The sequence below is a fragment of the Stenotrophomonas maltophilia group sp. RNC7 genome (assembly GCF_030910085.1).
GTDB classification, from domain to species: Bacteria; Pseudomonadota; Gammaproteobacteria; order Xanthomonadales; family Xanthomonadaceae; genus Stenotrophomonas; species Stenotrophomonas sepilia.
This window is the reverse complement of the sequence record NZ_JAVFVN010000626.1, coordinates 34981-60703: the sequence shown is the minus strand read 5'-3', so window position 1 is coordinate 60703 and position 25723 is coordinate 34981. Positions and strand designations below refer to the sequence as shown.

Annotated in this window: 25 protein-coding genes; 7 read left to right on the top strand and 18 right to left on the bottom strand. The window is 61.7% G+C overall.

What is annotated here, in order from left to right:
• A complete protein-coding gene (locus RCF13_RS12265) occupies positions 1-261 on the top strand; it encodes a hypothetical protein (RefSeq protein ID WP_049401600.1) in 261 nt (86 codons plus the stop codon).
• A 1206-nt stretch (positions 262-1467) separates the two neighbouring features.
• Positions 1468-2142, top strand: coding sequence for a helix-turn-helix transcriptional regulator (locus RCF13_RS12260; RefSeq protein WP_005413401.1), 675 nt, complete (start codon positions 1468-1470; stop codon positions 2140-2142).
• A 314-nt stretch (positions 2143-2456) separates the two neighbouring features.
• Here RCF13_RS12260 and RCF13_RS12255 read toward each other — a convergent pair whose 3' ends face one another.
• The 5 genes from RCF13_RS12255 to RCF13_RS12235 form a co-directional block, all read right to left on the bottom strand.
• Positions 2457-2915: a cyclin-dependent kinase inhibitor 3 family protein gene (locus RCF13_RS12255; RefSeq protein ID WP_021201830.1), complete on the bottom strand. Its 459-nt coding sequence runs from the start codon at positions 2913-2915 to the stop codon at positions 2457-2459.
• 1269 nt (positions 2916-4184) lie between these two features.
• A complete protein-coding gene (locus RCF13_RS12250) occupies positions 4185-4616 on the bottom strand; it encodes an NIF family HAD-type phosphatase (RefSeq protein ID WP_031269101.1) in 432 nt (143 codons plus the stop codon).
• A gap of 88 nt (positions 4617-4704) precedes the next feature.
• A complete protein-coding gene (locus tag RCF13_RS12245) occupies positions 4705-5334 on the bottom strand; it encodes a hypothetical protein (RefSeq protein ID WP_136191796.1) in 630 nt (209 codons plus the stop codon).
• 175 nt (positions 5335-5509) lie between these two features.
• Complete coding sequence (locus RCF13_RS12240; RefSeq protein ID WP_049401588.1) at positions 5510-6451, bottom strand: SseB family protein; 942 nt, start codon at positions 6449-6451, stop codon at positions 5510-5512.
• Between the two features lie 2 nt (positions 6452-6453).
• Positions 6454-6747, bottom strand: coding sequence for a BPSL0761 family protein (locus RCF13_RS12235; protein WP_223224794.1), 294 nt, complete (start codon positions 6745-6747; stop codon positions 6454-6456).
• Between the two features lie 294 nt (positions 6748-7041).
• Here RCF13_RS12235 and RCF13_RS12230 point away from each other — a divergent pair, with 294 nt between their 5' ends.
• From RCF13_RS12230 to RCF13_RS12210, 5 genes are all read left to right on the top strand, one after another.
• Complete coding sequence (locus tag RCF13_RS12230) at positions 7042-7305, top strand: cation transporter (RefSeq protein ID WP_021201833.1); 264 nt, start codon at positions 7042-7044, stop codon at positions 7303-7305.
• A 137-nt stretch (positions 7306-7442) separates the two neighbouring features.
• Entirely contained in the window at positions 7443-7838 is a 396-nt protein-coding gene (locus tag RCF13_RS12225; protein WP_005413404.1) for a hypothetical protein, read from the top strand.
• A gap of 73 nt (positions 7839-7911) precedes the next feature.
• Entirely contained in the window at positions 7912-9216 is a 1305-nt protein-coding gene (locus RCF13_RS12220) for a TolC family protein (protein WP_170935783.1), read from the top strand.
• Positions 9213-10727, top strand: coding sequence for an efflux RND transporter periplasmic adaptor subunit (locus RCF13_RS12215; RefSeq protein WP_005413406.1), 1515 nt, complete (start codon positions 9213-9215; stop codon positions 10725-10727). The genes RCF13_RS12220 and RCF13_RS12215 overlap by 4 nt, the downstream gene beginning before the upstream one ends.
• On the top strand, positions 10724-13864 hold the full coding sequence (locus tag RCF13_RS12210; RefSeq protein WP_005413407.1) for a CusA/CzcA family heavy metal efflux RND transporter: 3141 nt from the start codon (positions 10724-10726) through the stop codon (positions 13862-13864). The genes RCF13_RS12215 and RCF13_RS12210 overlap by 4 nt, the downstream gene beginning before the upstream one ends.
• Positions 13865-13968: 104 nt before the next feature.
• On the opposite strand, the gene RCF13_RS12205 is transcribed toward RCF13_RS12210, so the two are convergent.
• The 13 genes from RCF13_RS12205 to RCF13_RS12145 form a co-directional block, all read right to left on the bottom strand.
• On the bottom strand, positions 13969-14799 hold the full coding sequence (locus tag RCF13_RS12205) for a DUF4198 domain-containing protein (protein ID WP_005413408.1): 831 nt from the start codon (positions 14797-14799) through the stop codon (positions 13969-13971).
• 26 nt (positions 14800-14825) lie between these two features.
• Complete coding sequence (locus RCF13_RS12200; protein ID WP_229298439.1) at positions 14826-15266, bottom strand: TonB-dependent receptor; 441 nt, start codon at positions 15264-15266, stop codon at positions 14826-14828.
• 153 nt (positions 15267-15419) lie between these two features.
• On the bottom strand, positions 15420-15971 hold the full coding sequence (locus tag RCF13_RS12195) for a DUF305 domain-containing protein (RefSeq protein WP_031269107.1): 552 nt from the start codon (positions 15969-15971) through the stop codon (positions 15420-15422).
• A 74-nt stretch (positions 15972-16045) separates the two neighbouring features.
• The gene (locus RCF13_RS12190; protein WP_005413412.1) at positions 16046-16321 is read right to left on the bottom strand and encodes a hypothetical protein; all 276 of its coding nucleotides are present in this window, start codon (positions 16319-16321) and stop codon (positions 16046-16048) included.
• Between the two features lie 28 nt (positions 16322-16349).
• Positions 16350-18671 (bottom strand): copper-translocating P-type ATPase, encoded by a 2322-nt coding sequence (locus RCF13_RS12185; RefSeq protein ID WP_219625521.1) that lies wholly within the window; start codon positions 18669-18671, stop codon positions 16350-16352.
• Positions 18672-18732: 61 nt separating this feature from the next.
• Positions 18733-19662 carry a copper homeostasis membrane protein CopD gene (gene copD, locus RCF13_RS12180; RefSeq protein ID WP_017354978.1) on the bottom strand — a complete coding sequence of 310 codons (930 nt, stop codon included), beginning with the start codon at positions 19660-19662 and terminating at the stop codon, positions 18733-18735.
• Between the two features lie 10 nt (positions 19663-19672).
• The gene (gene copC / locus RCF13_RS12175; RefSeq protein ID WP_134967681.1) at positions 19673-20056 is read right to left on the bottom strand and encodes a copper homeostasis periplasmic binding protein CopC; all 384 of its coding nucleotides are present in this window, start codon (positions 20054-20056) and stop codon (positions 19673-19675) included.
• Positions 20057-20234: 178 nt separating this feature from the next.
• A complete protein-coding gene (locus RCF13_RS12170; protein ID WP_012480213.1) occupies positions 20235-20585 on the bottom strand; it encodes a four-helix bundle copper-binding protein in 351 nt (116 codons plus the stop codon).
• A gap of 70 nt (positions 20586-20655) precedes the next feature.
• Positions 20656-21021, bottom strand: a complete 366-nt coding sequence (locus RCF13_RS12165; protein WP_019184727.1) for a DUF411 domain-containing protein — start codon at positions 21019-21021, stop codon at positions 20656-20658.
• A 173-nt stretch (positions 21022-21194) separates the two neighbouring features.
• Positions 21195-21740, bottom strand: coding sequence for a nuclear transport factor 2 family protein (locus tag RCF13_RS12160; RefSeq protein WP_223224792.1), 546 nt, complete (start codon positions 21738-21740; stop codon positions 21195-21197).
• Complete coding sequence (locus RCF13_RS12155) at positions 21724-22494, bottom strand: cytochrome c (RefSeq protein ID WP_231352090.1); 771 nt, start codon at positions 22492-22494, stop codon at positions 21724-21726. The genes RCF13_RS12160 and RCF13_RS12155 overlap by 17 nt, the downstream gene beginning before the upstream one ends.
• 12 nt (positions 22495-22506) lie before the next feature.
• Positions 22507-23775: a copper-binding protein CopB gene (locus tag RCF13_RS12150; RefSeq protein WP_005413421.1), complete on the bottom strand. Its 1269-nt coding sequence runs from the start codon at positions 23773-23775 to the stop codon at positions 22507-22509.
• Complete coding sequence (locus tag RCF13_RS12145) at positions 23772-25640, bottom strand: copper resistance system multicopper oxidase (protein ID WP_012480217.1); 1869 nt, start codon at positions 25638-25640, stop codon at positions 23772-23774. The genes RCF13_RS12150 and RCF13_RS12145 overlap by 4 nt, the downstream gene beginning before the upstream one ends.
• Positions 25641-25723: the final 83 nt, after the last annotated feature.

The window sequence follows — 25723 nt, the reverse complement described above, 5'->3', positions numbered from 1 at the left end:
ATGGCCTCCGCGATCACACAAATTCTTGGTCGCCCCAATGCTTGCGAGAACGCACTTGAGATACGCCGCGGCTACCTCAAGGCAATGGAAGATGCGCTGCGGGTTTCGCTTCTGATCCACCAAGATCCAAGGCTTCTGTTCGACACGTGGGCCAGACTGCTCCCCTTGATCGCTCAAAGCCACGAGAGTGACGGCAGCCAGCCATTTGCGACCGGGATCGTCCGCTCGCGCGATCATGGATCCCGGCGGTTGGCTGGCTGAGCGTATGGTTGCAATATAGGAAGCAATCGCGCGCGGACCAGAACGCTGTTCATCGCAGACATTCTTAGGGTGCCATTGCAGAGATTTCAGCTTTTGAGGAATAAAATTTCAGTGCAAGACGGTCCATTGCAGAAAAATTTGACTTGCGACTGACGCAACGCAGAAATTGCTGATGCACGGATGATGCAATGCAGAGATTACCGGCTAACAGATGCTGCAGCCCAGCCGGCCAACTGAGGGCTTTGCCCGATGGACGAGCCGTTACTCTTGCCTGCAGATCACGATTCTAGGATGACTTGTGCCTCAATCGGCTGACCAGGATCGGGCGTCTGTGCTGGAGGGCTCCTTAGAGCTCTTGGGTGAAATTCGAGCCGCTTGGATGGAGATAGAGCATGGACGTGACCGAAGATCGACGGCGGTGGCGGCACTTTGCCAGATGTCCCTTGATCACGCCGTGGCAGTACAGTCCCTGATCGCTACTCTGCCCCAGTCAGCAATCTCGCTGGTCCGGCCCCAGTATGAGGCCCTCGTGCGTGCAACCTGGGCATGTTATGCAGCTACCGACACCGACATCGAGAAGCTTCTTGCGCCCCTGACTCTGGAGAGTCAGCAAGCGGCAAAGAGGCTCCCTGGCGTTCAGGACATGCTCGTAAAGCTTGAGTCCTCTGGGCCCCGAGGAGCATCACAGTTGTTGGGCAGAGCCAGACAATGCCTTTATGTCGGCTTGAACTCCTATCTCCATGCCGGGATTCACCCCTTGGCAAGGCAGTTAAATGGCTACCCGGGCGCGCTTCTGGCGGGGGTGGCCATGAACAGCAATGCGCTTGCCATGCTAACCCTTCTGAATCTGGCGCACCTGTGGCCAGGCGAACCAGTTCTGGCATGGATGAATGCACTGCATCATCAATTTGGGGGTGTTTTGCCAGAGTTGGAGCCATTGACCCCCCATCAGCCCTCGCCATAGAGCTGTCCCGGATCGCCTGCGCGTCTAGGGTGGGGTCTGTGGTGAGTGACTAGGCAGTTGGGCCTCGCCCCCCTCTGGGGGCACGGGGAGAACATCACGGGCGCATAAGCAGTTGCCCCGGATTTCTCGTTGGGGCAAGTCCTGGCAGTTGAACTGTGTCGGGGGCCTGTCGGGCGACTGTCATGTTTCCAAGTTCGGCACCCTCCTAATCTGGGCTCCCTACCCCTCCGGAGTTATCTTCTATGACCACCAAGACCCCGCCTCGCCTGCTTACCGCTGCTGAGGTTGGCGCCTGCATTCGCCAGTTCCGCCAGTTGCGTCATTGGTCGCAAGAACAATTGGCCGAGATCTCGGGCCTGAACGTGCGAACAGTTCAGCGGGTTGAGCAGGGTGACTCGGCCAGTTTCGACACCCGTCGCGCACTGGCGCGCGCCTTCGATTTCAATGACATCGATGCACTCAACAAGCCTTTCTCGCTGCCGACAGACGAGGAACTGCAGGCGGCGCAAGCGCAGTTTGAGCGCGACTACATCACCCTGGCGGTGTCCCCGCTTGCTGCTGGGCGCGAGCTGGCCAGCCTGATCGTTTCGTGCGACATGGATCTGTCCGAACCGGCTTTCGAGCTGTCGCGCGAGGCGGCGAGCGAGTTTGCTGCACTGGTCGACTACTACCGTGAGTATCGCGACTGCCAAGACCTGTATTCAGAAGTCGACAAGCTAGACATCTACGACGGGCTGCAGCAGCGCATTGAGGTCCTGCGGGAACTGGGAGTATCACTGTCGCACGGTCAGCGTAAGGTCGTCATTCGGATGGGCTCAGGTATGCCGATGGATGCCACGGTCCTGTACGTCGTGGCGTTTCGCCTCGGCCACGAGTGCAGTCAGATCGTAACTCCTAAGGCAGCACGCATCGGCTGAGTCAGCATTCATTAGATCGATAGTGGTGGCGATACATCTGACAGATGTCTATTGATCGCGCCGTCGCAGTACAGTCCCTGGAGGTTGCCCTGCCTTAGTCAGCGATAGCGCTGGTCCGGCCCCAGCACAAGACCCTGATTCGTGCGACAGCAAGGTTCTTAGCTTTCGAGGCAGCGAATTTTTGATGTGCCCTGAACCCTCGCGAAGATCCACTATGGAGACGCCGTCGATTTCTGGATCCAGACCTAAGAAGCCCTCGAGTTCTGGATCCACAGGCAACTCGTCCTTGAGTTCCTGACTGCGCACCTGAGTGGTCAAGCTCCGCCCGGGTGAAGGCTCTGCGCCCAGTACTCTAGGAACTCCTCTTGAGCAATCGTTTCGATTGCGCCTGGCCTGGCATGCCGCACCATGTGGATGGCATCCGATGCCCGCTTGGCCTCGCCAGACTGCAGCAAAAGCATGGCAGCGACCGTTCCCGCGCGTCCCAACCCCCCCTTGCAGTGGACCACGATCCTTTGACCGCTCAGCATGTCAGCGACGAGCTCAGCACTTAGCTGTAGCCAATCTTTGAGGAGTCTGTCGTCTGGTGCGGCTCCATCAGTGATTGGCAGTCCATGCCAAGAGATGCCCTTCCCCGCCACTATCGCCGGTAAGCTCTCGATTCGAAGGTCCTTGAGCTCCCAAGGCTCAAGCAAGGTGACTAGGTGAGTGGCACCCCAGTCCTGAATAGCCGAGACGTCCACATCTAGGTCTCTCGCCCATGCTCCAGTCATGGCGACTTCCTGGTACTTGCCTGGCGCAAATGTCACCCCTATGCCGCCTCCATGGGCTCCAACAGGCAACTCTGCAATCAGTAACGGGTGGCTAGCGCTGGTGCGCATCATTTCGGCTCTCCCAACATGCGGTAACGTTCTGCGTCGTGCGCCGGGGCGCTCCCCGCTCATTCGCTGCACGGCTAGGATATCGGATGTTCAGATATCGTTGAACTGGAGAGAACACCTAAGGGTCAATATCGGAAAGTCAGATAGACAGTCTGTGGGCAGGTTGATATCCTGACAACTGGTATCGCGATTTGAGGGCTGTGTGGCCTATGTCGTTAGCCAACCGACCCTCATCGCGCCCTGGCCAGAACTGGACAATTTCGTTCGTTCAATAGGTCCCTTTCTTGCGTGCGCGTGGTGCGCGCTAGAGCGCTCAAGAACGGCTAGTTCGCCGGTAGCTGCTGAGGGGTTGGCCTCGCAGGCACTTGACACGCTTGCGACGCTGCGCGTCCTCCATCGCGAACCAGTCGAATGTTCTCGGCTTGCCGCAAGATCTCTGTATGAGCCCCTGGCTTGGTCCTACAAATCTCCGTGGTCTCGCAGTGACTTGAACCTTGAGTCGGCATTGACCCGGTCGCTCACCCAGTGGGCGGCTGAGTGCACGCCCAGTGCGAGGCGGAATCTCGGAATTTCACTGGCATCCACCGAAGCTCGAGCGTACTTGGCAAACCTTCTGCGGAAGCATCGGTTGGACCCGAAGCTAGGCGACGGGCTTCAGTCGATTGGATCGCCTGAATGGAATGCGCTCAGCTTGGGGCGTAAGCGCTACGTGCTGTGGGCGAGCATGCGAAATTCTGCCTCGGAGTTCATACAAAGCGGTTTGGATGAGCATGCCGCGAGGCGAGCACTTGATCGCGAGATAAAACGCAGATGCATCTGGTTAGCTGGACGCGAGCAAGCTGGAACCCTCGCCCGGAAGGATTTTTGCTTCTTGCCTGGTCAGGGTTGGCGTCAGCCGTTGATCCTGGACGTTGCAATGGAGACTTTCCTGCCGCTGGGCATGGCGTACTGGCTGGAACCTAGCGGCAGTTGGCAGCTTTAGCTTCTAGTCTGAGTAGACCGACCAGCTGCCACGGGTCCATGAGATGGTTTGAGGGGGCTCAGGACTCTATCGCGGTAAACGCCCCCCCAGGTCTATATCGACGGTTCTCCAACGAAGCGCTGGACCTTGGTTGACCGGCGAGCCTGTGGCCCATTGGACGCTGGCCAAGAGATGGCCCTCTAGTACTCGTTCAGTCGCTTACGGATTGCCTCGATGGCATCGTCCAGTCCCGCGTCGTCCTCGGGGTAAGGAGAACAAAACAGTTGAACCGGGACCCAGCAATGTTCCTGTCCCGGTTGTACATAGGGGGCGTAATCATCTAGTAGCCATGCAGAGCCGATGGGCTGGGAAACGTTGGCAAGATCCTTCGTCGGCCCAGTCCAGTCTATGTATGGCAAGCGGGCAAACCAACCCGGGGCCGCTCCTTCGCAAGCCAATAGGTCGGCAATCTCGCGAAATCTAGGCTCCGGAACTGTGGTGAAGATGACTAGACCCTCAAAGAGCGACTTTGCCGACTCCAGAAATTCGTAGAGGCCCGGGCGCGGGATCTGGCTTACAGCGTTGGAAATCAGCGTTCCTTCTAAGTCCAAGGCGAGGATGGACGGGCGCATTGTGTAATGGTCCTCTTTGGCGGGGGTGAACGTCGGTACCGCTACCAAGCCCCGCCGGAGGGTGATCCGCCGGCGGGGCTTGGTAGCATCAGACATCTTCGAACTCGCTCGCTTGCTTGAGTTGGTTCTCAAGGAAATCAATGCGCTTCTGAAGATCGGCACTTAGATAGGCTTTGTCCGTAAAGTCCATTGCTGTCTCAGGGATCATCTCCAGCTCGACGCGTGTGGATGTAGCTTGACGAATCGCCAAGGTGGTCCAGGCCTTATCGCCCTTGACGAATCCGACAGTGAATCGAGCCGTAACATGGTGTTCGGGCTTGAGGCCTTCGATGGAACGGAAATCGCTGCGCACCTTCGACGTGGCTACAGGCTGTACATCGCCATTGATGTACAGCGCCGCATTCCAGCTCGCTTCGCTCAATGGCAGTGTTGAGCGGTTGATGATGCGGGCGGTGATGACTGGCTTGGGCCCAAAGAAGCTGTTTTCCATCCGGAACTCTGGATCAACCGCACTGACCCTCTTTAGCTCGGCGATAGTAGGAAGTTGATCGTTGGCCTCCTGTCGTAGCGCTTCTATCTCCTTGGGATTGCTATCCCTGATGTGCTTAACCTGCCCTCTCACCACCTGCCTTACGGAAGCGTTTGGGTAGGTCTGGTTCAGTTTTTCAAGAAGGTCGGCAGGGATTCGTGAGAAAAACAGCCGAATCGTCTCTAACACCATGATTCAACGAGGAAACACCCCTCGACGTCAGGCAGTTCGTGGATTACAGACCTAGGCTTGATTGAACCAGAAGCCGCGTGACACAGGCATTCCTGGAGTACTGCTCAGGCACGCGTGCCCTTCTTGAATATTGGATTCAAGAGTTTCCACGCTCCTGACCCAACGGAAACCTTCAAGAAGGCTCTGACCGTCGCCTGATCCATTGCAGTAGTTCCTCGTGCGGGATCGTACGTCCAGCGTCGACGTCGGCCATACCCTCGCGGGTCCGCCGTTCCTTCTCTTCCTCGGTCAATCCCGGAAGGAGTGCTAGTAGCTTATCTTCAGGGCTCATAGGCCGATGAGCTGTGCTCAAGTTGGCTTGATTCTCGTGAAAAAATATGGGCAGGATCTGGGGATCATCCAAGCCCGCCGGCAAAGGCAGCGATACGTCGTGGACCGCCAAGTCGATGATGACGTCCAAATCTGAGCATAAGGGCTGTATGGCGGTGGTCACCAGACGAGCCGCCCGCTCGGCGAAAGCCAGGTCCACCACCAGCCAGATCAACAGACCGGGAGGCTGTTCGACGCCCCCTGACGAGTGAGTTTCCAGGAGATAGGCCGACGAGACGAAGTCGGCGTGCTCAAGGCTGCCGCTGATGGCCGGAGCGAGCCAAGCCGGCGCGGCCTGGGCAGGTCTCACCGCGAACTCCGCCGGCGCCAGACGTTCCACCCTGGCCAGAAAGCCCGTATCCAACAATGTCGCAACCTCTTCCGGGTACAGGACAACGCCGCCGTAGTTGGGATTGAGCATCAACGTCGCGCCGCGAGTACCGGTTAGCAGCTCACGGCCTGAAACTCCCAGAATTCTGACAGCAGACGAGCTGGCCGCCTGCGCCTTGTCGAGCGAGGTAAAGAAAGGGATCGCATCGAAACCGTCAGGATGGCGGAACTGGACCAGCCGCAGTGTCTGCGCGTCGTCCGAGATGGGCGCATGCACGTACACGATCGCATCCATCAGTCGCTTGAAGAATGCGCGTTCCTCGGCCGCACTGTCGCGGGCCCGTTCAAAGGAAGCCTCCAGCGCTGTCTCCGCAGACGTAGTCCCTCTTCCACGCGGCCTGCTCGGTTGCTTCATGGTCAGATGCGATGAGGGCCGAGCGGGTACCCGGAGAACCAATCCGCCTCGATCTCGCTGCTCAGGTAGGGTCGTACGAAGGCCGACTGGGTCAGCGCTCGCAGCCGCTCTTCGTGCTCAGCAATCGCCTCGATGTCGCTGACGGTTGGATAGTGCCGCAGCAGTCGATATGCCTCTTGCCGCACCTCTTTAGGCACGGCTTGGCTGGCCGCTAGCTGCCTGAGGAACGCGCCCGCCTGCAGCACATTGCGGGTGCGCTCAGATGGCATCGTCATGACATCAAGAATGACTAGCACTAAGGAATGCTTAGCTTATCGCGTTTGTGGCCGGCCAGGGCACGGTGCAACTACAGACCTTGCGATTCCTGTATTAATGTAATATAATCAATAACTTAATTCGCATAAGTGAGCGTTCTGTCCATGGAGTGAGGGCCAATAGGAACGAGCAGGTAGCCTGAGCCTTCCCATGATGGGAAGGTCAACAACGCGGGACGGATTACCACTCAACTTGCCTGTCGTTTGACCTTCCCACCGTGGGAAGGCTCATCGTCACGCCGTCGGCAAACCGCCGATGCTTTTGGAGGGTTGTCCATGAATCTCGTTGTTGAAGGTATGACCTGTGGTCACTGTGTCCGAACGGTCACCCAAGCCATTCAGGCCCTTGACCCCCACGCCCAGGTGGACGTCGATCTGGGCAGTGGCGTGGTCAAGATCGAGGGCCTGCTTGCCGTAGAACAGGCGGTTGAGGCTATCCAGCGGCAAGGCTATGTGATCGCTGCGGTGCTCCCTTCTGAGGCTGGTACGCCGGCCGCCCCGGCCGTCGCATCCTCCTGCTGCGGCGGATGCCACCGCTGAGTCCGCGCGAGGGCTTGATCCTGATCAATGACAGTCGGCCCCAAGAGGGCTAGACTGGCCATCATGAGAGCTCGCACGTCCCCTGCCCTGATCTGCCCAGCGTCCGCAGGCGCTGCTTCGGGCGTGCGGGAGCTGTCATGGTGAGGCTGCTGAGGCGATGGCGGCGACCCCGTTCTCGTGCCCGACTGGCATGGCTGGGACTGTGGGCGCTGCTGCTGCAGCAACTCGCGCTGGTGGCTTACGCCTGTCCGCTGGAATCGGTGGAAGCTGGACAAGCGACCCTGATGGTCGGTTGCGAAGAGATGTCCACGCCGGATCCCGATGCTCCGGCGTTGTGCGACCAGCATTGCCAGCGCGATCACATCGCCACGGCCGATGCGAAGGCCCCTCAAGTGCCTTACCAGCCCGCGCTGGCCGCCTTCGCGCTGGTGCAGGCTCTGTTGCCACCGGTACACGCGCAGTTGTATCGGGATGTTCCGGTGTGCGTGTCCGATCCGCCTCCCCTGCAGCGCTTCTGTAGCCTGCTGATTTAAGCCCCCTCCTGGATTGACCCGTGCTCGTGCTGCATGCGTTGCAGCGCGCTCGTTGTCGTTTCCCGGAGGTCTTATGGAGATGTCTTTCTTCTTGCGTGCAAGGCGCAAGATGGCGTGTGGGTTCGTGTTTGCCCTGGCGCTCAGTGGTCCTGTGCTGGCGGCATCGCCCGCTATCCCGATCAGCTACACAGAAGCCCTACAACGGGCGCTTGCTAACGCCCCAACCCTGCAGGTGCGCCGATCGCAGATCGATGCCAGTACCGAAGAAGCCGCGCGTGCTGGCGCGCTTCCCGACCCACGTTTGATCGTGGGGCTGGCGAACTGGCCCGTCAGCGGACCCGATGCCTTCAGCTTGCGGGCCGATGAGATGACCACCCAGCAAATCGGTCTGATGCAGGAGTTTCCTGCGCGTGCGAAACGACGTGCCGAGCACGCGTTGGCGCAAGCGACGCTGGCGCAAGCGCGCTCACTGTCGATGGCCGAACAGCAGATGGTGGCCCAAGCGGCCGCGCTGGCCTGGATCGAGCTGTGGAGTACGCAGCAAGCCGTAGATGCGTTGGAAGGTCTGCGCGAGCCGGCCCGTATAGCCGAGCGTGCGGCGCGTGCTCGCTTGGCAGGCGGCACGGCCGGGGCCAGTGATGTGCTTGCCGCCCAGGCCGCCCTACTGCAGTTGGACAATCGCCTGGAGCAGGTACATGCGGAGCACGCCGCCGCGCAGGCCGGCCTGGCGCGGTGGTTGGGTATTGCACCAGAGGCGATCTTGGCCAGTGGTGCGGCACCGGATTTTTCGCAGTTGCCATTGGAGCCCACCCAACTGCTGGCCAAACTGGACCAACACACGCCACTACTGGGCTGGGAGGCACGCGAGAGCTTAGCCCAGGCCCAGGTGGATGCGGCCGTGGCCGAAACCCGCCCGGATTGGAGTGTGGAGCTCACCTACGGACGTCGCGAGCGCGCACCCGACGGCATGGCGCGCAGCGACATGCTCATGGTGGAAGTGGGTGTGGGCCTGCCGCTGTTCCAGAAGAACCGCCAAGCACGAGGCATCGCGGCACGGCGGGCCGAGCTGGAGGCGGTGTCCGCAGAGCGCGATGAGGCCCGGCGCATCCAAGCCGAGTCGGTGCAACGCGCGATAGCGCGATGGCGCGGGTTAACCGGCCAGTTGGAGCGCCAGAACACGCAGAGCCTGCCTTTGGCGCGCGATCGTGCACGCACGGCGTTGGCCGCCTACGGCGCCGGTGCCGACCTGCAGCCGTGGCTGGAAGCGCGGCGCGATGAGATCGAATTGCACCTGGAGAACGCCCGTCTGCTGGGCGAACAGGGCCGTGCCTGGGCGGCACTGGCCTATCTGCTACCCCATGAGGAGAACACGCCATGAGCCCGACCAAGACGCGTCTCACACAGCTCGCCGTGGCCCTCGGGTTGCTGGCGCTCGGCTTTGCCGGCGGCTACGCCTGGATGACTCGAACCTCTGATACCACCCCGCCCCCCGGCACGAGCGTCGCAGATCAAGCACGCAAGGTGCTGTACTGGTACGACCCCATGGCGCCGGAGCAGCGATTCGACAAGCCGGGCAAATCTCCGTTCATGGATATGGAGTTGCTGCCCAAATACGCAGATGAGGCCATAGGGGGCGGAACGCAGATCGATCCGCGCCTGCAGCAGAACGTGGGCATACGCACTCAGGAAGTGACGGTAGAGTTACTAGGGACTGCCGTACGCGTGCCGGGCACACTGACGTGGGATCTGACCCAGGAAAGCGTGATCAGTGCGCGCATGGAAGGCTTGATCACCCACGTGCAGGTAAAGGCGCCGTTTACCGAGGTTCGTCGTGGTCAAACGCTGGCCACCGTGCAGGCCCCGGCATGGAACGCGGCCATCGCCGAAGCACATGCCCTGAGCCAAGCTCAGTCCGCGGGCGCGCGTGAGCTGCAGGGTGCGGCGCAACAACGGTTGCGTTCGTTGGGTGTTCCTTCTGGCGCCTCGGCCAGAAGTGGCGTCGTGCTTAGCGCAGACCACAGTGGTGTCGTGACCGAGATCCTGGCACGCGAGGGACAGACGGTGATGCCCGGTACGCCACTGTTCAAGATCAATGGGCTGGACACGTTGTGGCTGGAGGCCTCGGTACCCCAGGCAGCGCTGGGCACCTTGCGGCCGGGGACCTCAGTGCAGGCCACGGTCAGTGCCTGGCCGGCAGAGCGCTTTGCCGGACAGATCCAGGCGTTGCTTCCCCAGGTCGACATGGCTAGTCGCACGCAGCGGGCGCGAATTGTGCTGCGCAACCCGCAGCGTCGGCTGGTGCCGGGCATGTTCGCCGAGGTTCTGGTGCAGCCCGACGCCGAGCAGGCCCTGCCAGTCGTTCCCACGGAGGCGCTGATCGCCACCGGGCGGGACAGCCGGGTCATCGTGCAGGATCCGGACGGGAGCTTCCGGCCAGTGCGGGTGAGTGTGGGACGTAGCGTGCAAGGGCGCACGCAGATCGTGGCAGGCTTGGCCGGTGGTGAACGCGTGGTCGTCTCGGGTCAGTTCTTGCTCGACTCCGAAGCCAGTCTCTCCGGTGCGTTGGAGCGCCTGGGTGCTGCACAACCGACACGCCCTGCCAGCGCATCAGGTGTGCACGAGCGCCATGACGCCGGGCACGAACCACGCACTGTCGTGCCGTCACCGTCCAGACAGCCGGCGCCTGTCGCGCCAGACACCTCCACCTCTACGCCGCCGCGCTGCCCGGTGCAGTACTGGTATGACCCGATGGTGCCGGAGAAGCATTTCGACAAGCCGGGCAAGTCACCGTTCATGGATATGCAGTTGGTACCCAAGTTCGGCCCCGCCGCAGCCGCTGATTGCCAGGCAAGCGAGGTCATGTCCGAAGCGATGGAGGGCACACCATGATCGCGCGCCTGATCCATGCTTGCATCGCCAATCGCGTGCTGGTGCTGGTTGCCGCCGCGCTGCTGGCGGTGGTCGGTATCTGGTCGGTAAAGAACACGCCGCTGGATGCGCTGCCGGACCTGTCCGATACCCAGGTCATCATCCGCACGCAATGGGCGGGGCAAACCCCGCGCATCATCGAAGACCAGGTCACCTACCCGTTGGCCACCACGATGTTGTCCGTGCCGGGCGTGAAGGCGGTACGCGGCTTCTCCTTCTTCGGTGATTCATTCGTCTACATCCTGTTTGACGATGCCACTGATCTTTACTGGGCGCGCTCTCGAGTGCTCGAGTACTTGAGCCAGGTACGCGATCGACTTCCGCCGAATGTGAATCCGGCGCTGGGTCCTGATGCGACAGGACTGGGCTGGATCTACCAGTACGCCTTGGTGGATCGGACAGGTCAACGTGATGTGGGGCAGCTGCGTGCGTTGCAGGACTGGTTTCTTCGTTATGAGCTAAAAACCGTGCCGGACGTGGCTGAAGTAGCCAGTGTGGGCGGTGCGGTGCGCGCCTGGCAGATCCAGCCCGATCCGCAGGCGTTGGCGGCCCGTGGACTGACGGTGGCCGAGCTCATCGAGGCGGTGGATGCGGCCAACGGCGCTACCGGGGGCTCGGTGATCGAACAAGGCGAAGCCGAACTGATGGTGCGCAGCGAAGGCTACCTGCGCACACAGGAGGCGTTCGAACAGGTGCCGGTAACCGGCAACGACGGCATCCCCGTCCTGCTCGGCGAGGTGGCCACGATCAGTCGCGGGCCGGTCTTCCGTCGTGGTATCGCAGAGTTGGATGGTCAAGGTGAGGTGGCCGGCGGCGTGATCGTCCTGCGGACCGGCAAGGATGCCTTGGGGGCCATTCGGAACGTCAAAGCGCGACTGCAGGCGTTGCAATCCAGCTTGCCCGAGGGCGTGGAAGTGGTGCCGGTGTACGACCGCTCCGAGCTGATCCAGGATGCGGTACGCAACCTCACCCACAAGCTTGGCGAAGAGTTTCTGGTCGTAGCGCTGGTATGCCTGCTGTTCCTGTGGCACCTACGCTCGGCGTTGGTGGCCGTCATCACCCTGCCTTTGGGTATCCTGGCGGCCTTCATCGTGATGCACGCCCAGGGGATCTCCGCCAACTTGCTGTCATTAGGCGGCATCGCCATCGCCATTGGTGCGATGGTCGATGCAGCGGTGGTGATGATCGAAAATGCACACAAGCATCTGGAGCACTGGCGGGAGGCGCACGGCCGGGAACCTCAGGGTGAGGAGCGCTGGCAGCTGATGGCCCGCTCGGCGGCCGAGGTCGGACCGGCCCTGTTCGCCAGCTTGCTGGTCATCACCCTGTCTTTCGTGCCGGTTTTTGCCCTGCAGGCGCAGGAAGGGCGATTGTTCTCGCCTCTGGCCTACACCAAGACCTACGCGATGGCCGCCGCAGCAGGGTTGTCGGTGACCTTGATCCCCGTCTTGATGGGCTACCTGATCCGCGGCCGCATCCGCCCGGAACAGCAGAACCCCATCAATCGCATCCTGATCGCTGGCTATCGGCCCATCCTGCTGTGGGTCCTCAAACATCCCGGTGTCACCTTGCTGCTCAGCGGCCTGCTGCTAGTGCTCACCTTGATCCCCTTTAGCCGGTTGGGCAGTGAGTTCATGCCGCCCTTGGAAGAAGGCAGCCTGTTGTACATGCCCACGGCCCTGCCCGGCCTGTCCGCCGACAAGGCCCGTCAGTTGCTCCAGCTCTCGGGCCGGATGATCAAGACCGTACCGGAGGTTGAGCACGTGTTCGGCAAGGCGGGCCGTGCCGAAAGTGCGACCGATCCGGCACCGATCGAAATGTTTGAGACCACCGTGACCTTCAAGCCGCGGGATCAATGGCGCCCGGGCATGACCCCCCAGAAGCTACGCCAGGAGTTGGACGCAGCGGTCAAGATTCCCGGTCTGACCAACCTATGGGTCCCGCCCATTCGCAATCGCATCGATATGTTGGCCACCGGCATCAAGAGCCCGATTGGGATCAAGGTCTCCGGACCCGATGTGGAGCAGATCGAGCGCCTGAGCCAGCAGATCGAGCAGGTGGCCAAGACTGTGCCCGGCGTGAGTTCGGCACTGGCCGAACGCGTCACGGGTGGGCGCTATGTCGATGTACAGGTGCGCCCGGAAATCGCTGCACGTTACGGATTCACTCAAGGCCAACTCCAGCAACTGATTGCCACGGTCGTTGGCGGTGATCCAATCGGGGAAACGATCGAGGGGCGCGAACGCTATCCCATCGTCTTGCGCTACCCCCGTGGCCAGCGTGACTCGTTGCAGGCCTTGCAGGATCTGCCGCTGATCGCGCCAGGCGGTGTGCAACTGACCTTGAGCCAGGTGGCGGAGCTGTCAATCAGCCCAGGCCCGCCGATGCTCAAGAGCGATAACGGCCGGTTGGTGGGCTACATCTACGTGGATGTGGCCGATCGCGACTTGGGATCGGTGGTCCAGGACCTGCAAGCCGCGGTGCAGACCCAGGTGAGTTTGCCTGCCGGCTATGGTCTGGCGTGGTCGGGGCAGTACGAGTATCTGCAACGGGCTTTGGCACGCCTGCAATGGGTGGTGCCCGCGGCGTTGGCGATCATCTTCCTGGTCATCTGGATGGTGTTTCGCCGGCTTAGCGATGTATCCATCATCCTGCTCAGCTTGCCCTTGGCGTTGGTGGGCGGTTTCTGGTTGATCTGGGGGCTGGGCCATGCGATTTCGGTGGCCAGCATGATCGGATTCATCGCCCTGGGCGGCGTTGCGGCTGAGTTCGGCGTCATCATGCTGCTGTACCTGCGTCATGCCTGGGAGCAGCGCTTGGCCAGCGGTGCGCCGGAAGATGTGTCTACCCTGCAAGAGGCTATCTACGAAGGCGCCGTGCAACGGGTGCGCCCGAAGGCGATGACGGTAGCCGTCATCCTGGCCGGGTTGTTTCCGCTTTTCGTCGGTGCCGGTGCCGGCTCGGAGGTCATGCAACGTATCGCCGCGCCGATGCTGGGTGGCATGCTCACCGCACCGGTGCTCTCTATGGTGGTGATTCCCGCAGCGTTCTATCTAGTGCGGCGACGTGGATTGCGCGCGGCGCGGGGCGACCAATGAGAGACAGACTGAGCACTTGAGGTAAGTCCCCACAAAAAGACGCCAGTCATGGAAGAAGTCATGACTGGCGTCAAAGGGGAGAGTACCGCCTACATGCTTACTTATCAGTGCCCGGCGTGCGGGGAAATCTCAAAGCTCAGCGACGCCCGATCCGACACAAAATCCAAACCCTTTTGTGTAGAGGGCACAATGTGATTGGTGTGGATGTACCAGGTCTTGGCGGTGGTCACCTGGAAACTGGCTTGGCCTTGGGCATCGGTGCGCAGGAGCGTAGCGCTACCGTGCCCACCCTTGACCGGTGCGTCAGCACGATGACCGACGTACACGCGTAGGTTGGGCACTGGCGTGCCCTGCTGCAGCACCTGGAACGACAGCTGTTCGCCGACCTTCACGCTTCCAGGATTGCGGGCCAAGCGGATCTCCAGCGGATAGCCCAGCGAGGCAGCGAAATCGTCGGTCAGTTTTGTGCCCACCTGTCCAATGGTACGAGCATGCTTGGTATAGCTATAGGTGACCCCTTTGGGAAACTTGCTCGCATCATAGGTGGCCAGGGTATCGGGCAAGTCTTCCAACTCCAGGTACTTGCCGAACTCGCTGGCCGTACGCGTGCTGGTGGAGGCCATCGTCGAGACCCCCAGCAGATAGGTGCCCTCGCCCGCCGGATGCACGGTGAGCTGGCTCTGCTTGCCGACCTCTTTCCAACTGGCCAAGTCCGGTGCAGCCTTAGCGCCGCCCTGACTCAGCGAAACGTCCTGTAGACGCGCTCGGGTGACTGCACCTGCACTTTCATCGAAGGTGCCATTGTTCACCAACGCTGTGTTCGCCTCGCCCGCTGCGGTGCCAGGCTTGGAGAAAGCGACAAACAGGTCGTGCGCACCGGCACTGCCGGCCACAGCGAACAGCAGTAGTGTGGCGGATAGTTGCGTGTTTCTCATGATGTGTAGCTCCTCGTGATCGTGGCTTACCAGTGGTAACCAAAGCGGACATTCCAGCGACGACCCAGCAAGTCGTACGTCATGGTGTCGGTGTCGGTGTTGGGGTTGTTCTTCACGAACGGCGCCTTCTTATCGAGCACTTTTTCAACGCCGGCGGAGATATCCCACTTCTTCTTGATGCCGTAGCTCAGTTGCAGGCTGTGGTACACCACGCTGGACACATGCGAGCCGATCGTGTCGGGCACGGCGATGATGTCGTCCGCGCTGCCGATGTACTGCGCCGAATAGACGCCGGTCCAACGGTTCTTGCCCATACGCAGTGAGCCCAAGCCACGCCACTGGGTGTAGCTACCCAAGCCGCTGGTGATCTTGCCGGCGTACTCAATGGTGGTGGCCCCGGGCGTGAGCGCCCCCAACCCACGCGGGGTGAGTCTGGAGGTCCTGGAAGCCCTGCTGGATCTGGTCATGGCCTCGGGCAAGGTACGTGTGGTCGACGTGGCGGAACTGTGTCCGCCCCTGGATCCGGATCAAGCCACCGCACGTGTGGCCGCGCGTTTGATCCACCGAATGGTCAGTGCGCAGGCTCAGTGAAGTGATATCGGCTGGCAAAAGGCAGTGAGCTAATGGGAACGCTCAGCCAGCAACTGCTTCATTTGCGCGATCTCCTGTGTCTGCGAGGTAATAATGTCCTGGCAGAGCTTCACCAACTCAGGATCCTTCAGACGATTCTCCTCACACATCAGGATGGCGCCAGCGTGGTGGGGAATCATCGAACGGATGAACTGTTTGTCAGTGACCGCTGCTTGAGTGCGAATGCCCCACCAGCAGAACAGCATGAACGCCACCGTCAGACCAGCCAGAATCAGATTGCGTCGGCGATCGGGGTACATGCTGGACATTAGCCACAGCTCGATCAGCAGCATGGGAGCGGCCATCAGGCCCGCCATGTAGAACTGGTTCACGTTGTTATAGACGTTAGCCCACTGATCGACCATTGCGTACATCAATGCGTACATGGCCACGAAAGACAGGCCCATCATCAACAACAGGCGGCCGTAATGGCCTTGATGCCCTTGTTGTGCCTGGTGGGCAGGTTGGTGTGAGGCGTGCGGTTTTGCGTGCTGGGACTGCGGGTCTTGCGCGTTTTCGTGCGTACCGTGCGAAGAGGACATAACAATCTCCGTGGGAATGGCAGAACGGCGGAAGAACCCGCGAACTGTTGGAACAGCTCCCGGGCTGAGAACACTTACATACCCTTGCCGGCAGCGAATTCCTGCGGGCTCAGCTTGCCATCTTTGTTGCTATCGAGCATGCCAAAGTGCGGCGCCAGCTTGTGCTTGGCCAGTTCTTCCTTGGACAGCGAGCCGTCCTTGTTGGCATCGAGCTTGGTGAAATCGGCATCGGCCGCCGCCGGCTTGTGCTGACCGTGGTCGGTGGTGGGCGTGGTGGTCTGGCCGCCGGCGAAGGCCGCGCCCGCCATCAGGAACAAGGCCATCATCGAGAGGGAGGCATAACGCTTCATTGCAGTACTCCTTGTGGGATATGAGCCATCAGTGACAGGAATGGCCGCGCGCAGGCTCATCGGCGCGGTCAGGGTGGGGGGTGGCAACAACGGTGGAGCCGGACAAACGCAGGGCATTGGTGACCACCGAAACCGAGCTCAGGCTCATGGCCAGGGCCGCCATCATCGGACTGAGCAAAAGGCCGAAGCTGGGATACAGCAAGCCGGCGGCGATAGGCACGCCGATGGCGTTGTAGACGAAGGCGAAGCCCAGGTTCTGCTTCATATTGGCCACCGTCAAAGACGAGATGGCACGGGCTTGCACGATGCGCCTCAAATCACCCTTGACCAGGGTGAGCTGGGCGCTGGACATGGCCACATCCGTGCCCGTCCCCATCGCGATGCCCACATCGGCTGCCGCCAGGGCCGGCGCATCGTTGATGCCATCGCCAGCCATGGCCACGCGACGACCCTGGGCTTTGAGTTGCTGGACCAGGTCGGCCTTGTCCTGCGGCTTGACGCCACCACGCACATCCTCGATGCCCAGCGTGCGCCCCACGGCCTCGGCCGTCGCCTGTGCGTCACCGGAGGCCATCACCACGTGCAGGCCATCGGCACGTAGCAGGTTCAAGGCAGGCAAGGTCGTGGCTTTGATGGGATCAGCCACCGCAATGGCGCCGGCCAACCGACCATTGACCGCCAGGAACATCACGCTAGCGCCTTCTTTCCGAAGACGCTCGGCGCTGCTTTGCAAAGGTGCTACATCGGCGCCAACCGACGCCATCAGGCTTTGGTTGCCGAGCACGACATCCTGATCGGACACGCGCCCGCGGACGCCTTGGCCGGTGAGCGAATCAAAATCTTGGGCGGCCACCAGGTTCAAGCCACGTCGCTGGGCTTCAGCCACGATGGCCTCGGCCAAGGGGTGCTCACTGCCCTGCTCCAAGCTGCCGGCCAAACAAAGGATCTGATCGGCGTCGAAGCCGGCGTTGGAGAGCGTGTCGCGAAAGGCTGGACGCCCCTCGGTCAACGTACCGGTCTTGTCCACGATCAACGTGTCGATCAGACGTAGCTGCTCGATCGCCTGAGCATCGCGGAACAGGACCCCGACCTGCGCAGCGCGGCCAGTGGCGACCATGATCGACATGGGGGTAGCCAAACCCAAGGCACACGGGCAAGCAATGATCAGAACCGATACGGCATTGAGGACGGCAAAGGTCCAGGACGGTTCGGGTCCAAACAGACCCCATCCGAAGAACGTGAGCACCGCCGTGGCCAGCACGGCCAGGACAAACCAGTACGCCACCTTGTCCGCCATACGCTGCATCGGCGCGCGGGAGCGCTGGGCTTGGGCTACCAACTGCACAATCTGCGCCAGTACCGTCCCGGATCCGACTTTGTCCGCCCGGATGACTAAGGCGCCCGTCCCGTTGAGCGTGGCGCCTATAACGTGATCACCGACAGCCTTCTCCACCGGAATGGGTTCACCGGTCAGCATCGACTCATCGACACTGGCGCGGCCTTCGATGACTTCCCCATCGACCGGCACCTTCTCGCCCGGTCGTACGCGAAGCAGATCACCCACGTGCACGTGATCCAGCGCAACGTCCTCTTCGCCCCCATCGGGTTTGACGCGGCGAGCCGTCTTGGGCGCCAATCCCAGCAGGGACTTGATGGCCGCCGAGGTTTTGGAACGCGCCCGCAGTTCCAGCAGCTGTCCGAGCAGGGTGAGCGAGACGATGACCGCTGCCGCCTCGAAGTAGACCCCTACCCGTCCATGCTCGCGGAAAGAGTCCGGAAACAGGTCCGGTGCCACGGTGGCCACCACGCTGTAGCCAAACGCGGCGGCCACGCCGATGCCGATCAGCGTCCACATGTTGGGGCTGCGATTGCCGATGGACTGTAGGCAGCGCTCAAAGAAAGGCCACCCCGCCCAGAGCACCACCGGGGCGCTCAGCACGAGCTCAATCCAGGTGCGCGCCTGCGTGGACAAGCCGGGCAGACGGTGTCCCAGCATGGCCAAGACCAGGACGATCAACGTCAAAGGCAACGTCCACCAGAACCTTCGGGTGAAATCGCGTAACTCTGGATTGTCGTCCTCCTCCAGCGAGGGCATCTCCGGCTCCAGCGCCATGCCGCAGATCGGACAGGTGCCGGGACCTGGCTGACGAATCTGCGGATGCATCGGGCAGGTGTAGACCGTGGCGTGGGTACCGCTGGGTTGGGCCACCGCTGCTGGGGCGGTCACTTCAACTTGCTGGGGAGCATCGTCCGTATAGCGGACGGGATTGGTGATGACCCGTCCATCCGCAGCCTCGACAGGGGCTGCGCCTGCAGAATGGTGATGGTCATGGGACGACGGTGAGTTCATGCCGATGCTCGCTTTAGTGGGGATGGACTGCCAAGGCAGTGTGCCATTGCGGGTTACACAGCTATTCGGGGCTGAGCGTCCCGAGCACTGAAACAACAATCAGGATCAAGATGGCCAGCGCGGCCTCAGCCGTAACACTCTGCCGCAAAGCCCGCACCTCCTGCGCGGGATCTCCGCTGGTCAGCGCTCGTTCCAAGCGCGGCACCAGCGTCCATCGGTGCAGCGCTCCCAAACCCAGCATTCCAGCGAACAGGGCCAGTTTGAAAAGCAGCAACTTCCCGTAGGTGCTCTGGAACAGGGCCGAAAACGACCACGCGGTGAGATCCCCGTAGTGCGCGATGCCGGACACGATGAGCGCACCAACGAAGATCGTTCCCAGCGTCGAAAAACCATGCAGAAAGTCATGCGTTGATCGCAGACGCCCGCTGCCGTTCGTCTCTTTGCCGCGCAGCAGCATGGCAAGGAACATCAGGACCGCTGCGATCCAGCCGCCTGCCGCGAGAAGATGGACGATGCCTGCAGCAAGCCGGACCGCGCCTGCCAAGCCCTCGCCAGCGGCGGCGTGGCCGTTCCATGCCAGCGAAGCGAGTGCGCCGCCCGCCAGCATCGCCCCCAGCGGGAAGGCGGTCTCCACCTTCCCGCGGCGACGATGCCATCCGAGCACGAACATCAGGGCGACCAGCAGCGCGCCTCTCGCCATGGCTGCCCGGCCCGCGGACGTCTCGAGCAGATACCAGCCAAGCGATGCGCGATCAACCTCGGCAAGCGGCATTCCCATGATGCCCGCGGTCTTGAAGACGACATCGAGCCCGGTGAGCACGAGACCGGCTACGGCACCCGCCAATAGAACGCCCATGAGTGACCACCCGGCCAAGGCGTCGGCGAGTGCCGATCGACGCGACCCGTACCAACCGAAGAGTGGAACCCCGAAAAGAACCATGATGACAAGGTATTCCAAGAATCTCAGTGCATAAGCCGACAGGTCGAACATTCGCGACTCCTCAGCGCACCGTGAAGCTGAAGCTGCCCGGCATGGGGTGGTTGTCACCACCGACGGCGCGGTATTCCACGGTATAGACGCCCGGAGCCAGCGGTCCAGGCAACTTGGCACGCAGGGTCTTGCCGTTGTTGACGATCTCGGTCGTGAAATTCTCGATCTGCATGGTGGAACTGCCGTGCTTCATGAGCAACTTGAGACGCGACGCCCGCGGAATCAATGTCTCGTTGAACACGAGATCGATCTGGCCTGGCGAGGCCACCACCGCATTTGCCGCCGGTGTGGACTGCTGCAGCGCGGCGTGGGCGTGCGCGACCTGCAGCGAAAACTGCCCGGCCGCGATTGCGAGGACGAGCGCGAAGGAGCGAATGACGTTGGACGACTTCATATGGATAAATCCTCATTGGAATGTGATGCAAAGCCCGTTCGGGAGGGGCCGCGCTGTGTTCGATGCGACAAGCGTTAGATGTCGGACTGTCACTGAAACCACGATTTGTCGGATTTTCTTGATACTTCCGCTTTCGCGAGACGAGGATCCCACCGGCTCAGGCGGGATCCTCGACGCATTACGCTGCCATGGCGCTGCAGCTTTCCGCGCAGCGGCGACAAACTTCGGCGCAGCGCGTCATCTCAGGGTCGTTCATGGCGTCGCATGCATCGGCGCACTGGCGGCAGATCTCCGCGCAGGCACCGCAAACCACGTCGTGAACGCTGGCACCGCGCAGCATCGCGTCGGCACTGGTTGCGCAGGTATCGGCACACGTCGCCAACAGGGCGATGTGCTCCGGGGCCGCGTGAACACCTCCTTTGGTCAGGCAGTAGTTGATGGTCTCCAGGCAGATCGCATGGCATTGCGTGCAGTTGTCGATGCACTCGTTCATGGCCTGGGGCCGGTGTGCTGCGGAATGGTGAGTCATGTAGTTCTCCTTCTTCCTCGCGGGCGAGAATCGGCGCGCCCGCAACACCGTCCCCTGTTGCTGCGACGGATCAGTGCTGTGCGAACGGTTCAGTGGTTCCGTCGCGATGTATCAGCTCGACCGTGAACGGCTGCTGGCGTCCCTCCGGGACCTCCATGCCCGGAGAACCAAGCGGCATCCCTGGGAGGACCAGGCCGCGTGCGTTCGGCTTTTCTTCGAGGAGACGCTTGATGTCCGCGGCCGGAACGTGGCCTTCGATGACGTATCCGCCGATCTCGGCCGTGTGGCAGGAGCCCTTTGCATAGGGGACACCCAACCGCTCCTTGACCAGACCCAGGTCATCCATGTCGTGCACATCCACGGTGAATCCCGCCTTCTGCACGTGGTCGATCCAGACACCGCAGCACCCGCAGGTCGGGGTCTTGTGGACGGTCATGCGTGGCAGGGCTGCTGGAGTCGCGTCGGCTGATTGGACGACAACCTGTGCGGAGGGCGAGGTTGTGGGTTGCGCGGATGAAGCATCCTGGGTGCAAGCACCCAGACCAGCCACGGCAAGGACCACAAAAGTCAGACGGTGCAATGTGAGCGTAGTCATTTCAATCTCTCGACTCAGCGCTTGGTCCGCGAGGACCAGTGGATGTGGACGATCCGCCAGCCGTCCGCGGTCTCCTTCAGCACCATCGTCTCGTCGCTCTGGACGGTCAGTGGCTGGCCGTCCTTCTGGGCATGCAACTCGCTTTCGGTTCCGACCCACGCGAACTCGCCAGCGGCTCGTGCGCGCTGACGGAGCAGCTGGCGATGGGCGCCCTTGAGGAACGCCGCATCGCTGACTGCGTGATGGCCCATGTATTCCTCGCGGCTGCGTTCGGCGCCCCCGGACTCGAGGATGAGAACGTCGGCAGCGAGCAGGGCTTCGACCGTGGCCAGATCGCCGCTAGACAGGGCCCTGTTGAAACGCTCCGCTACGGCGACCGCGGCCTCTGCAGTGACTGGGACGTCGACGTCCGCAGATGCCGCGGCAGCGGGGTGATGTGCGTGCGGCTGTGTCGCCTGCGCCATTGCGGGGGACACGACGGCCAGTGCCAGTGCGAGGGTGAACGAGATTGCTGTTGCGTTCATTGCGTGGGCTCCAAGAAGATCAATGGGGGTGCGCATGGCCGTCATCGGCCACGGGCGTGTGTGGTGCAGGGTGCGACTCCACCTTGCCGTCGGGATGGCCGTGGCTCACCAACCCGACTTCCGTGTCGCTGGGTGTCGGGCCGTGGTGATCGTCGTCCACGCCCGGCGGGTGCGCATGCGGCATGGAGTTGTTGCCCGGCTCGAATAAGGCAGGGTGATCCTCGGCCTTTTCGTCGTCATGGTGGCCTTGCGTCTCGCCGCCGCCATGCGAATGGCCCTCGCTGCTGTCGACAAGTTCCTTGTACGCAGTCGCGTCCAGCGTGGGCAACTTCTGCAGGAAGGCCGACATGTTCCATATGAACTCATCGTCCATGCTGCCGCCCCAAGCGGGCATGCCGCTGGCCTTGATGCCGTGCTTGATCACCCAGAACGCCTCAGCTGGAGCGACCGGCTGTTTGCTTAGGTTCGGTGGCGCGGGGTACAGGCCCTTGCTCATCTCGTTGGCCGCCGCGTCTGGTGAAAGATGGCAGGTCACGCACATGGCGTTGTAGTTGCCCGCACCCTGGCGGATACGCTCAGGATCATCAAGGTTCGTGGGTAGCTGAAGCTTGGCGGCGCGCACCTCAATGGAACGCTCGCGCGCCGTTTCAAGTAGCGCATACACCGGGCGACTATGCGGATCGTCGGCGGCCACGTTGTACACGCCCAGAGAGAGCGTGGCGGTTGCGACCACCGCAACCAATGCCACGCCGGCACCGAGCCATACCCACATCTTTTTGTTGGATTTCATTGTCAGTTCCCCTTAGAACCAGGTACGAAGGCCGATGACCAAGCGCGTGTCTTCAAAGGACTCGCCATGCTCGCGTCGCATGTCTGCGGTATTGCCAAACGCGCGCTCGTACACCACGCCGATGTAGGGAGCGAACTTTCGGGTGAACTCATAGCGAAGTCGTAGCCCCGCCTCAGCGGCACTCAGACCCGAACCTATCCCGCGCAATGGATCGTTCTTGCCATAGGCGGTGACTTCCACCAGCGGCTGCAAGATCAGCCGGTTGGTTAGCAGCAATTCGTACTCGGCCTCGACATTGGCGGCAGTCTGGCCCCCTTCGCCGAGATAGGCTGTGGCGGACACTTCGAACTTCATCGGCGCCAAGCCCTGTACACCGATAGCGGCGAAGTTCTGCGATGCCCCAGGCTTGAAGTCATGACGCACACCGGCCACCACATCCCACCACGTGGAGATACTGCGGCCGTAAAGCACTTCCAGATCAGCCGACTCGGTCTGACCATCCGTGCGTTCGCCTTCACTGCGGAGCCAGACGCGATTGAGGTCCGTACCGATCCAGCCCTGGCCCTCCCAGCCCAGCCCGGTGCCCGGATCGGCATCCCAGGTTTCCAGGCGATTGAGCAGCACGTAGCTCTTGATCGAGTTGTCATGCACCGGATGCGCGTGTTCCGGCGCGATGGCCGCCTTGCGATCCGCGTCCGTCACCGCGGGAATCGGGGTGCGCGGCTGCGTTGGCGCTGCAGGCCCGTGTCCCATCTGACTGTGGTCCATGCCCTCCATCGATTGCATTCCCGCTTCTGGTGTAGCGGGCGCGGGCGAATCATGGCCCATCTGCGAATGGTCCATCCCCTGCATCGCAGGCGTGGCCGTGCCGGAGGTGTCGGCTGCAGCGGGCTGTGCCATCTGACTGTGATCCATGCCCTGCATCGACTGCGCCTGCGCTGTGGGCGCCGCAGGTGTGCTCGCGGGCGAGCCGTGCCCCATCTGCGAATGGTCCATGCCCTGCATGGCAGGCTCGGCTGCGTTAGCCTGCGGCTCGGCGTGGCCCATCGCCGCATGATCGATCGTCGCTTCGCTCGTCTTGGCCGGTGTTGCAGGCTTTTGGGCTGGCGCAGGTTTTGATGTCGGTGCCTGATGTGCAGAGTGATCCTGAGTCTGGGTCTGCGCGCCCTGCTCCATCTGCATGGAGCCGTGCTGCATAGATTGGGCGCTGGCCGCATTGGCCAGGGCCAGCGAGATAGCCGTCAGCGCAGTCAGGGTGGTATCGCGTCTATTGATGTTCATTCGTCGACCCTCACCGTGCGCATCATTCCGGCTTCCATGTGATAAAGCAGGTGGCAATGGAACGCCCAGCTGCCCAACGCATCGGCACGCACGCGATACGTGCGTCGGCTACCTGGCGGCATATCCACCGTGTGCTTGCGCACCATGAAGTTGCCGTTGTCGTCCTCCACGTCACTCCACATGCCGTGCAAATGGATGGGATGGGTCATCATCGTGTCGTTAACCAATACGATGCGCATACGCTCGCCGTAGTTCAGCCGCAGCGGCTCGACATCGGAAAACTTCTGACCGTTGAAGCCCCAGGAGAATTTCTCCATGTGTCCGGTCAGATGCAGCTCGATCTCGCGACCGGGGTCGCGTCCGTCAGGGTCTTCAAAGGTGCTCTTGAGCATGGAATACGTCAGCACATGACGGCCGTTATCGCGCAGGCCATTGCCCGGATCATCCAAGCGCGAACTCACGCTCATGGCTTGGTTGTCCAACAGGGGATTGTTGGTCTCGCTAGCAGGGTGTGATTGCATGCCCCCGTGCTGCATGCCTGCCATGGCACCATCGCCGGCGGCGGGCATCGCATGGCCTGCATGGGCCGAGGTCGCGTTACCGCTGACAGGTGGGGTCATGCCAGGCATGCCCATGGCCGCACCACAGCCGCCTTCCATGCCCTTGCTGCCGCCAGACATATCCATCGACCCATGATCCATGCCCATGTCTGCCATCGTCAGCAGCGGCCGGGGATCCACAGACGGAACGGGCGCGCGTAATCCTTCGCGCACAGCGAGCGTGCCGCTGATGTAGCCGGTGCGACCGGAGTCTTGGGCAAAGATGGTGAATGCGTCCTGCCCGGAGGGCTCCACGATCACATCGAAGGTTTCTGCTACCGCGATGCGGAACTCGTCGACGGAAACCGGATGGACATACAAGCCATCTGCCGCCACCACGGTCATCTTCAGCCCCGGAATACGCACATCGAAGTACGTCATGGCAGAGCCATTGATGAAACGCAGGCGCACCTTCTCGCCACTGCGGAACAAACCGGTCCAGTTGCCCAGTGAGGTCGTGCCGTTCATCAGGTAGGTGTAGGTGTTGGCGTTGACGTCGGACAGGTCCGTGGGCGTCATCCGCATCACGCCCCACATCTTGCGATCTTCCAACGTGGCCGACAGGCCGTTGCGCTTCACATCGCGCGCAAAATCGCCGACCGTGCGCTTGTAGTAATTGTCATGGCCCGGCATCTTCTTCAAACGATCGAACAGGGCCGTCGGGTCCAGGTCTGTCCAATCGCTCAGCATCACGACGTAGTCGCGATCGAAACTGAAGGGCTCCGGCTCCAATGGGTCGATGACGATCGGGCCATAGAGCCCGGCTTGTTCCTGGAACCCTGAGTGGCTGTGGTACCAGTAGGTTCCGCCCTGATGCAGGGTGAACCGGTAGTGGTAGGTCTCACCACGTCCGATACCGTCAAAGCTCAGACCCGGCACGCCGTCCATGTTGGCCGGCAAAATGATGCCGTGCCAATGGATGGAGGTGTCCGCGCCATGGATGGAGTTAGCGGGCAATGCATTAGAGACGCGCAAGTTGACCGTGGTGCCTTCCCGCCACCGCAGCAACGGCGCCGGAACGGACCCGTTGACCGTGATCGCGGTGCGGGTCTTGCCGGTGAAGTTCATCGGCGTCTCGCCAATGGTCAGGTCAAACTCAGTGCCCGATAGTACGTTGGGTTGTCCCGGCCCCTTGAGCGCCCAACTGGCTTTGGGCCAGAAACCTAATCCTGCGACTGCGCCTCCCAAGGCCAAGCCTTGGACAAATCGCCGCCGCGAAGGCAGCAGCGGTCCACCGCGTGGACCACGAAAATCATCATGCGACATGAAAATGCTCCAAGCGTCGTGTTGCCACCGGCGGGCGGTGGTACAGAGCGGGCGGCTGGCCTAAACAGGCATGCAAGCCACAC

Excerpts from the sequence above, each read along its gene's own strand:
- RCF13_RS12265 (WP_049401600.1), top strand. The coding sequence starts at position 1 with ATGGCCTCCGCGATCACACAAATTCTTGGTCGCCCCAATGCTTGCGAG.
- RCF13_RS12260 (WP_005413401.1), top strand. The coding sequence starts at position 1,468 with ATGACCACCAAGACCCCGCCTCGCCTGCTTACCGCTGCTGAGGTTGGC.
- RCF13_RS12255 (WP_021201830.1), bottom strand. The coding sequence starts at position 2,915 with ATGACTGGAGCATGGGCGAGAGACCTAGATGTGGACGTCTCGGCTATT.
- RCF13_RS12250 (WP_031269101.1), bottom strand. The coding sequence starts at position 4,616 with ATGCGCCCGTCCATCCTCGCCTTGGACTTAGAAGGAACGCTGATTTCC.
- RCF13_RS12240 (WP_049401588.1), bottom strand. The coding sequence starts at position 6,451 with ATGAAGCAACCGAGCAGGCCGCGTGGAAGAGGGACTACGTCTGCGGAG.
- RCF13_RS12230 (WP_021201833.1), top strand. The coding sequence starts at position 7,042 with ATGAATCTCGTTGTTGAAGGTATGACCTGTGGTCACTGTGTCCGAACG.
- RCF13_RS12225 (WP_005413404.1), top strand. The coding sequence starts at position 7,443 with ATGGTGAGGCTGCTGAGGCGATGGCGGCGACCCCGTTCTCGTGCCCGA.
- RCF13_RS12220 (WP_170935783.1), top strand. The coding sequence starts at position 7,912 with ATGGAGATGTCTTTCTTCTTGCGTGCAAGGCGCAAGATGGCGTGTGGG.
- RCF13_RS12215 (WP_005413406.1), top strand. The coding sequence starts at position 9,213 with ATGAGCCCGACCAAGACGCGTCTCACACAGCTCGCCGTGGCCCTCGGG.
- RCF13_RS12210 (WP_005413407.1), top strand. The coding sequence starts at position 10,724 with ATGATCGCGCGCCTGATCCATGCTTGCATCGCCAATCGCGTGCTGGTG.
- RCF13_RS12205 (WP_005413408.1), bottom strand. The coding sequence starts at position 14,799 with ATGAGAAACACGCAACTATCCGCCACACTACTGCTGTTCGCTGTGGCC.
- RCF13_RS12200 (WP_229298439.1), bottom strand. The coding sequence starts at position 15,266 with ATGACCAGATCCAGCAGGGCTTCCAGGACCTCCAGACTCACCCCGCGT.
- RCF13_RS12195 (WP_031269107.1), bottom strand. The coding sequence starts at position 15,971 with ATGTCCTCTTCGCACGGTACGCACGAAAACGCGCAAGACCCGCAGTCC.
- RCF13_RS12190 (WP_005413412.1), bottom strand. The coding sequence starts at position 16,321 with ATGAAGCGTTATGCCTCCCTCTCGATGATGGCCTTGTTCCTGATGGCG.
- RCF13_RS12185 (WP_219625521.1), bottom strand. The coding sequence starts at position 18,671 with ATGAACTCACCGTCGTCCCATGACCATCACCATTCTGCAGGCGCAGCC.
- copD (WP_017354978.1), bottom strand. The coding sequence starts at position 19,662 with ATGTTCGACCTGTCGGCTTATGCACTGAGATTCTTGGAATACCTTGTC.
- copC (WP_134967681.1), bottom strand. The coding sequence starts at position 20,056 with ATGAAGTCGTCCAACGTCATTCGCTCCTTCGCGCTCGTCCTCGCAATC.
- RCF13_RS12170 (WP_012480213.1), bottom strand. The coding sequence starts at position 20,585 with ATGACTCACCATTCCGCAGCACACCGGCCCCAGGCCATGAACGAGTGC.
- RCF13_RS12165 (WP_019184727.1), bottom strand. The coding sequence starts at position 21,021 with ATGACCGTCCACAAGACCCCGACCTGCGGGTGCTGCGGTGTCTGGATC.
- RCF13_RS12160 (WP_223224792.1), bottom strand. The coding sequence starts at position 21,740 with ATGCGCACCCCCATTGATCTTCTTGGAGCCCACGCAATGAACGCAACA.
- RCF13_RS12155 (WP_231352090.1), bottom strand. The coding sequence starts at position 22,494 with ATGAAATCCAACAAAAAGATGTGGGTATGGCTCGGTGCCGGCGTGGCA.
- RCF13_RS12150 (WP_005413421.1), bottom strand. The coding sequence starts at position 23,775 with ATGAACATCAATAGACGCGATACCACCCTGACTGCGCTGACGGCTATC.
- RCF13_RS12145 (WP_012480217.1), bottom strand. The coding sequence starts at position 25,640 with ATGTCGCATGATGATTTTCGTGGTCCACGCGGTGGACCGCTGCTGCCT.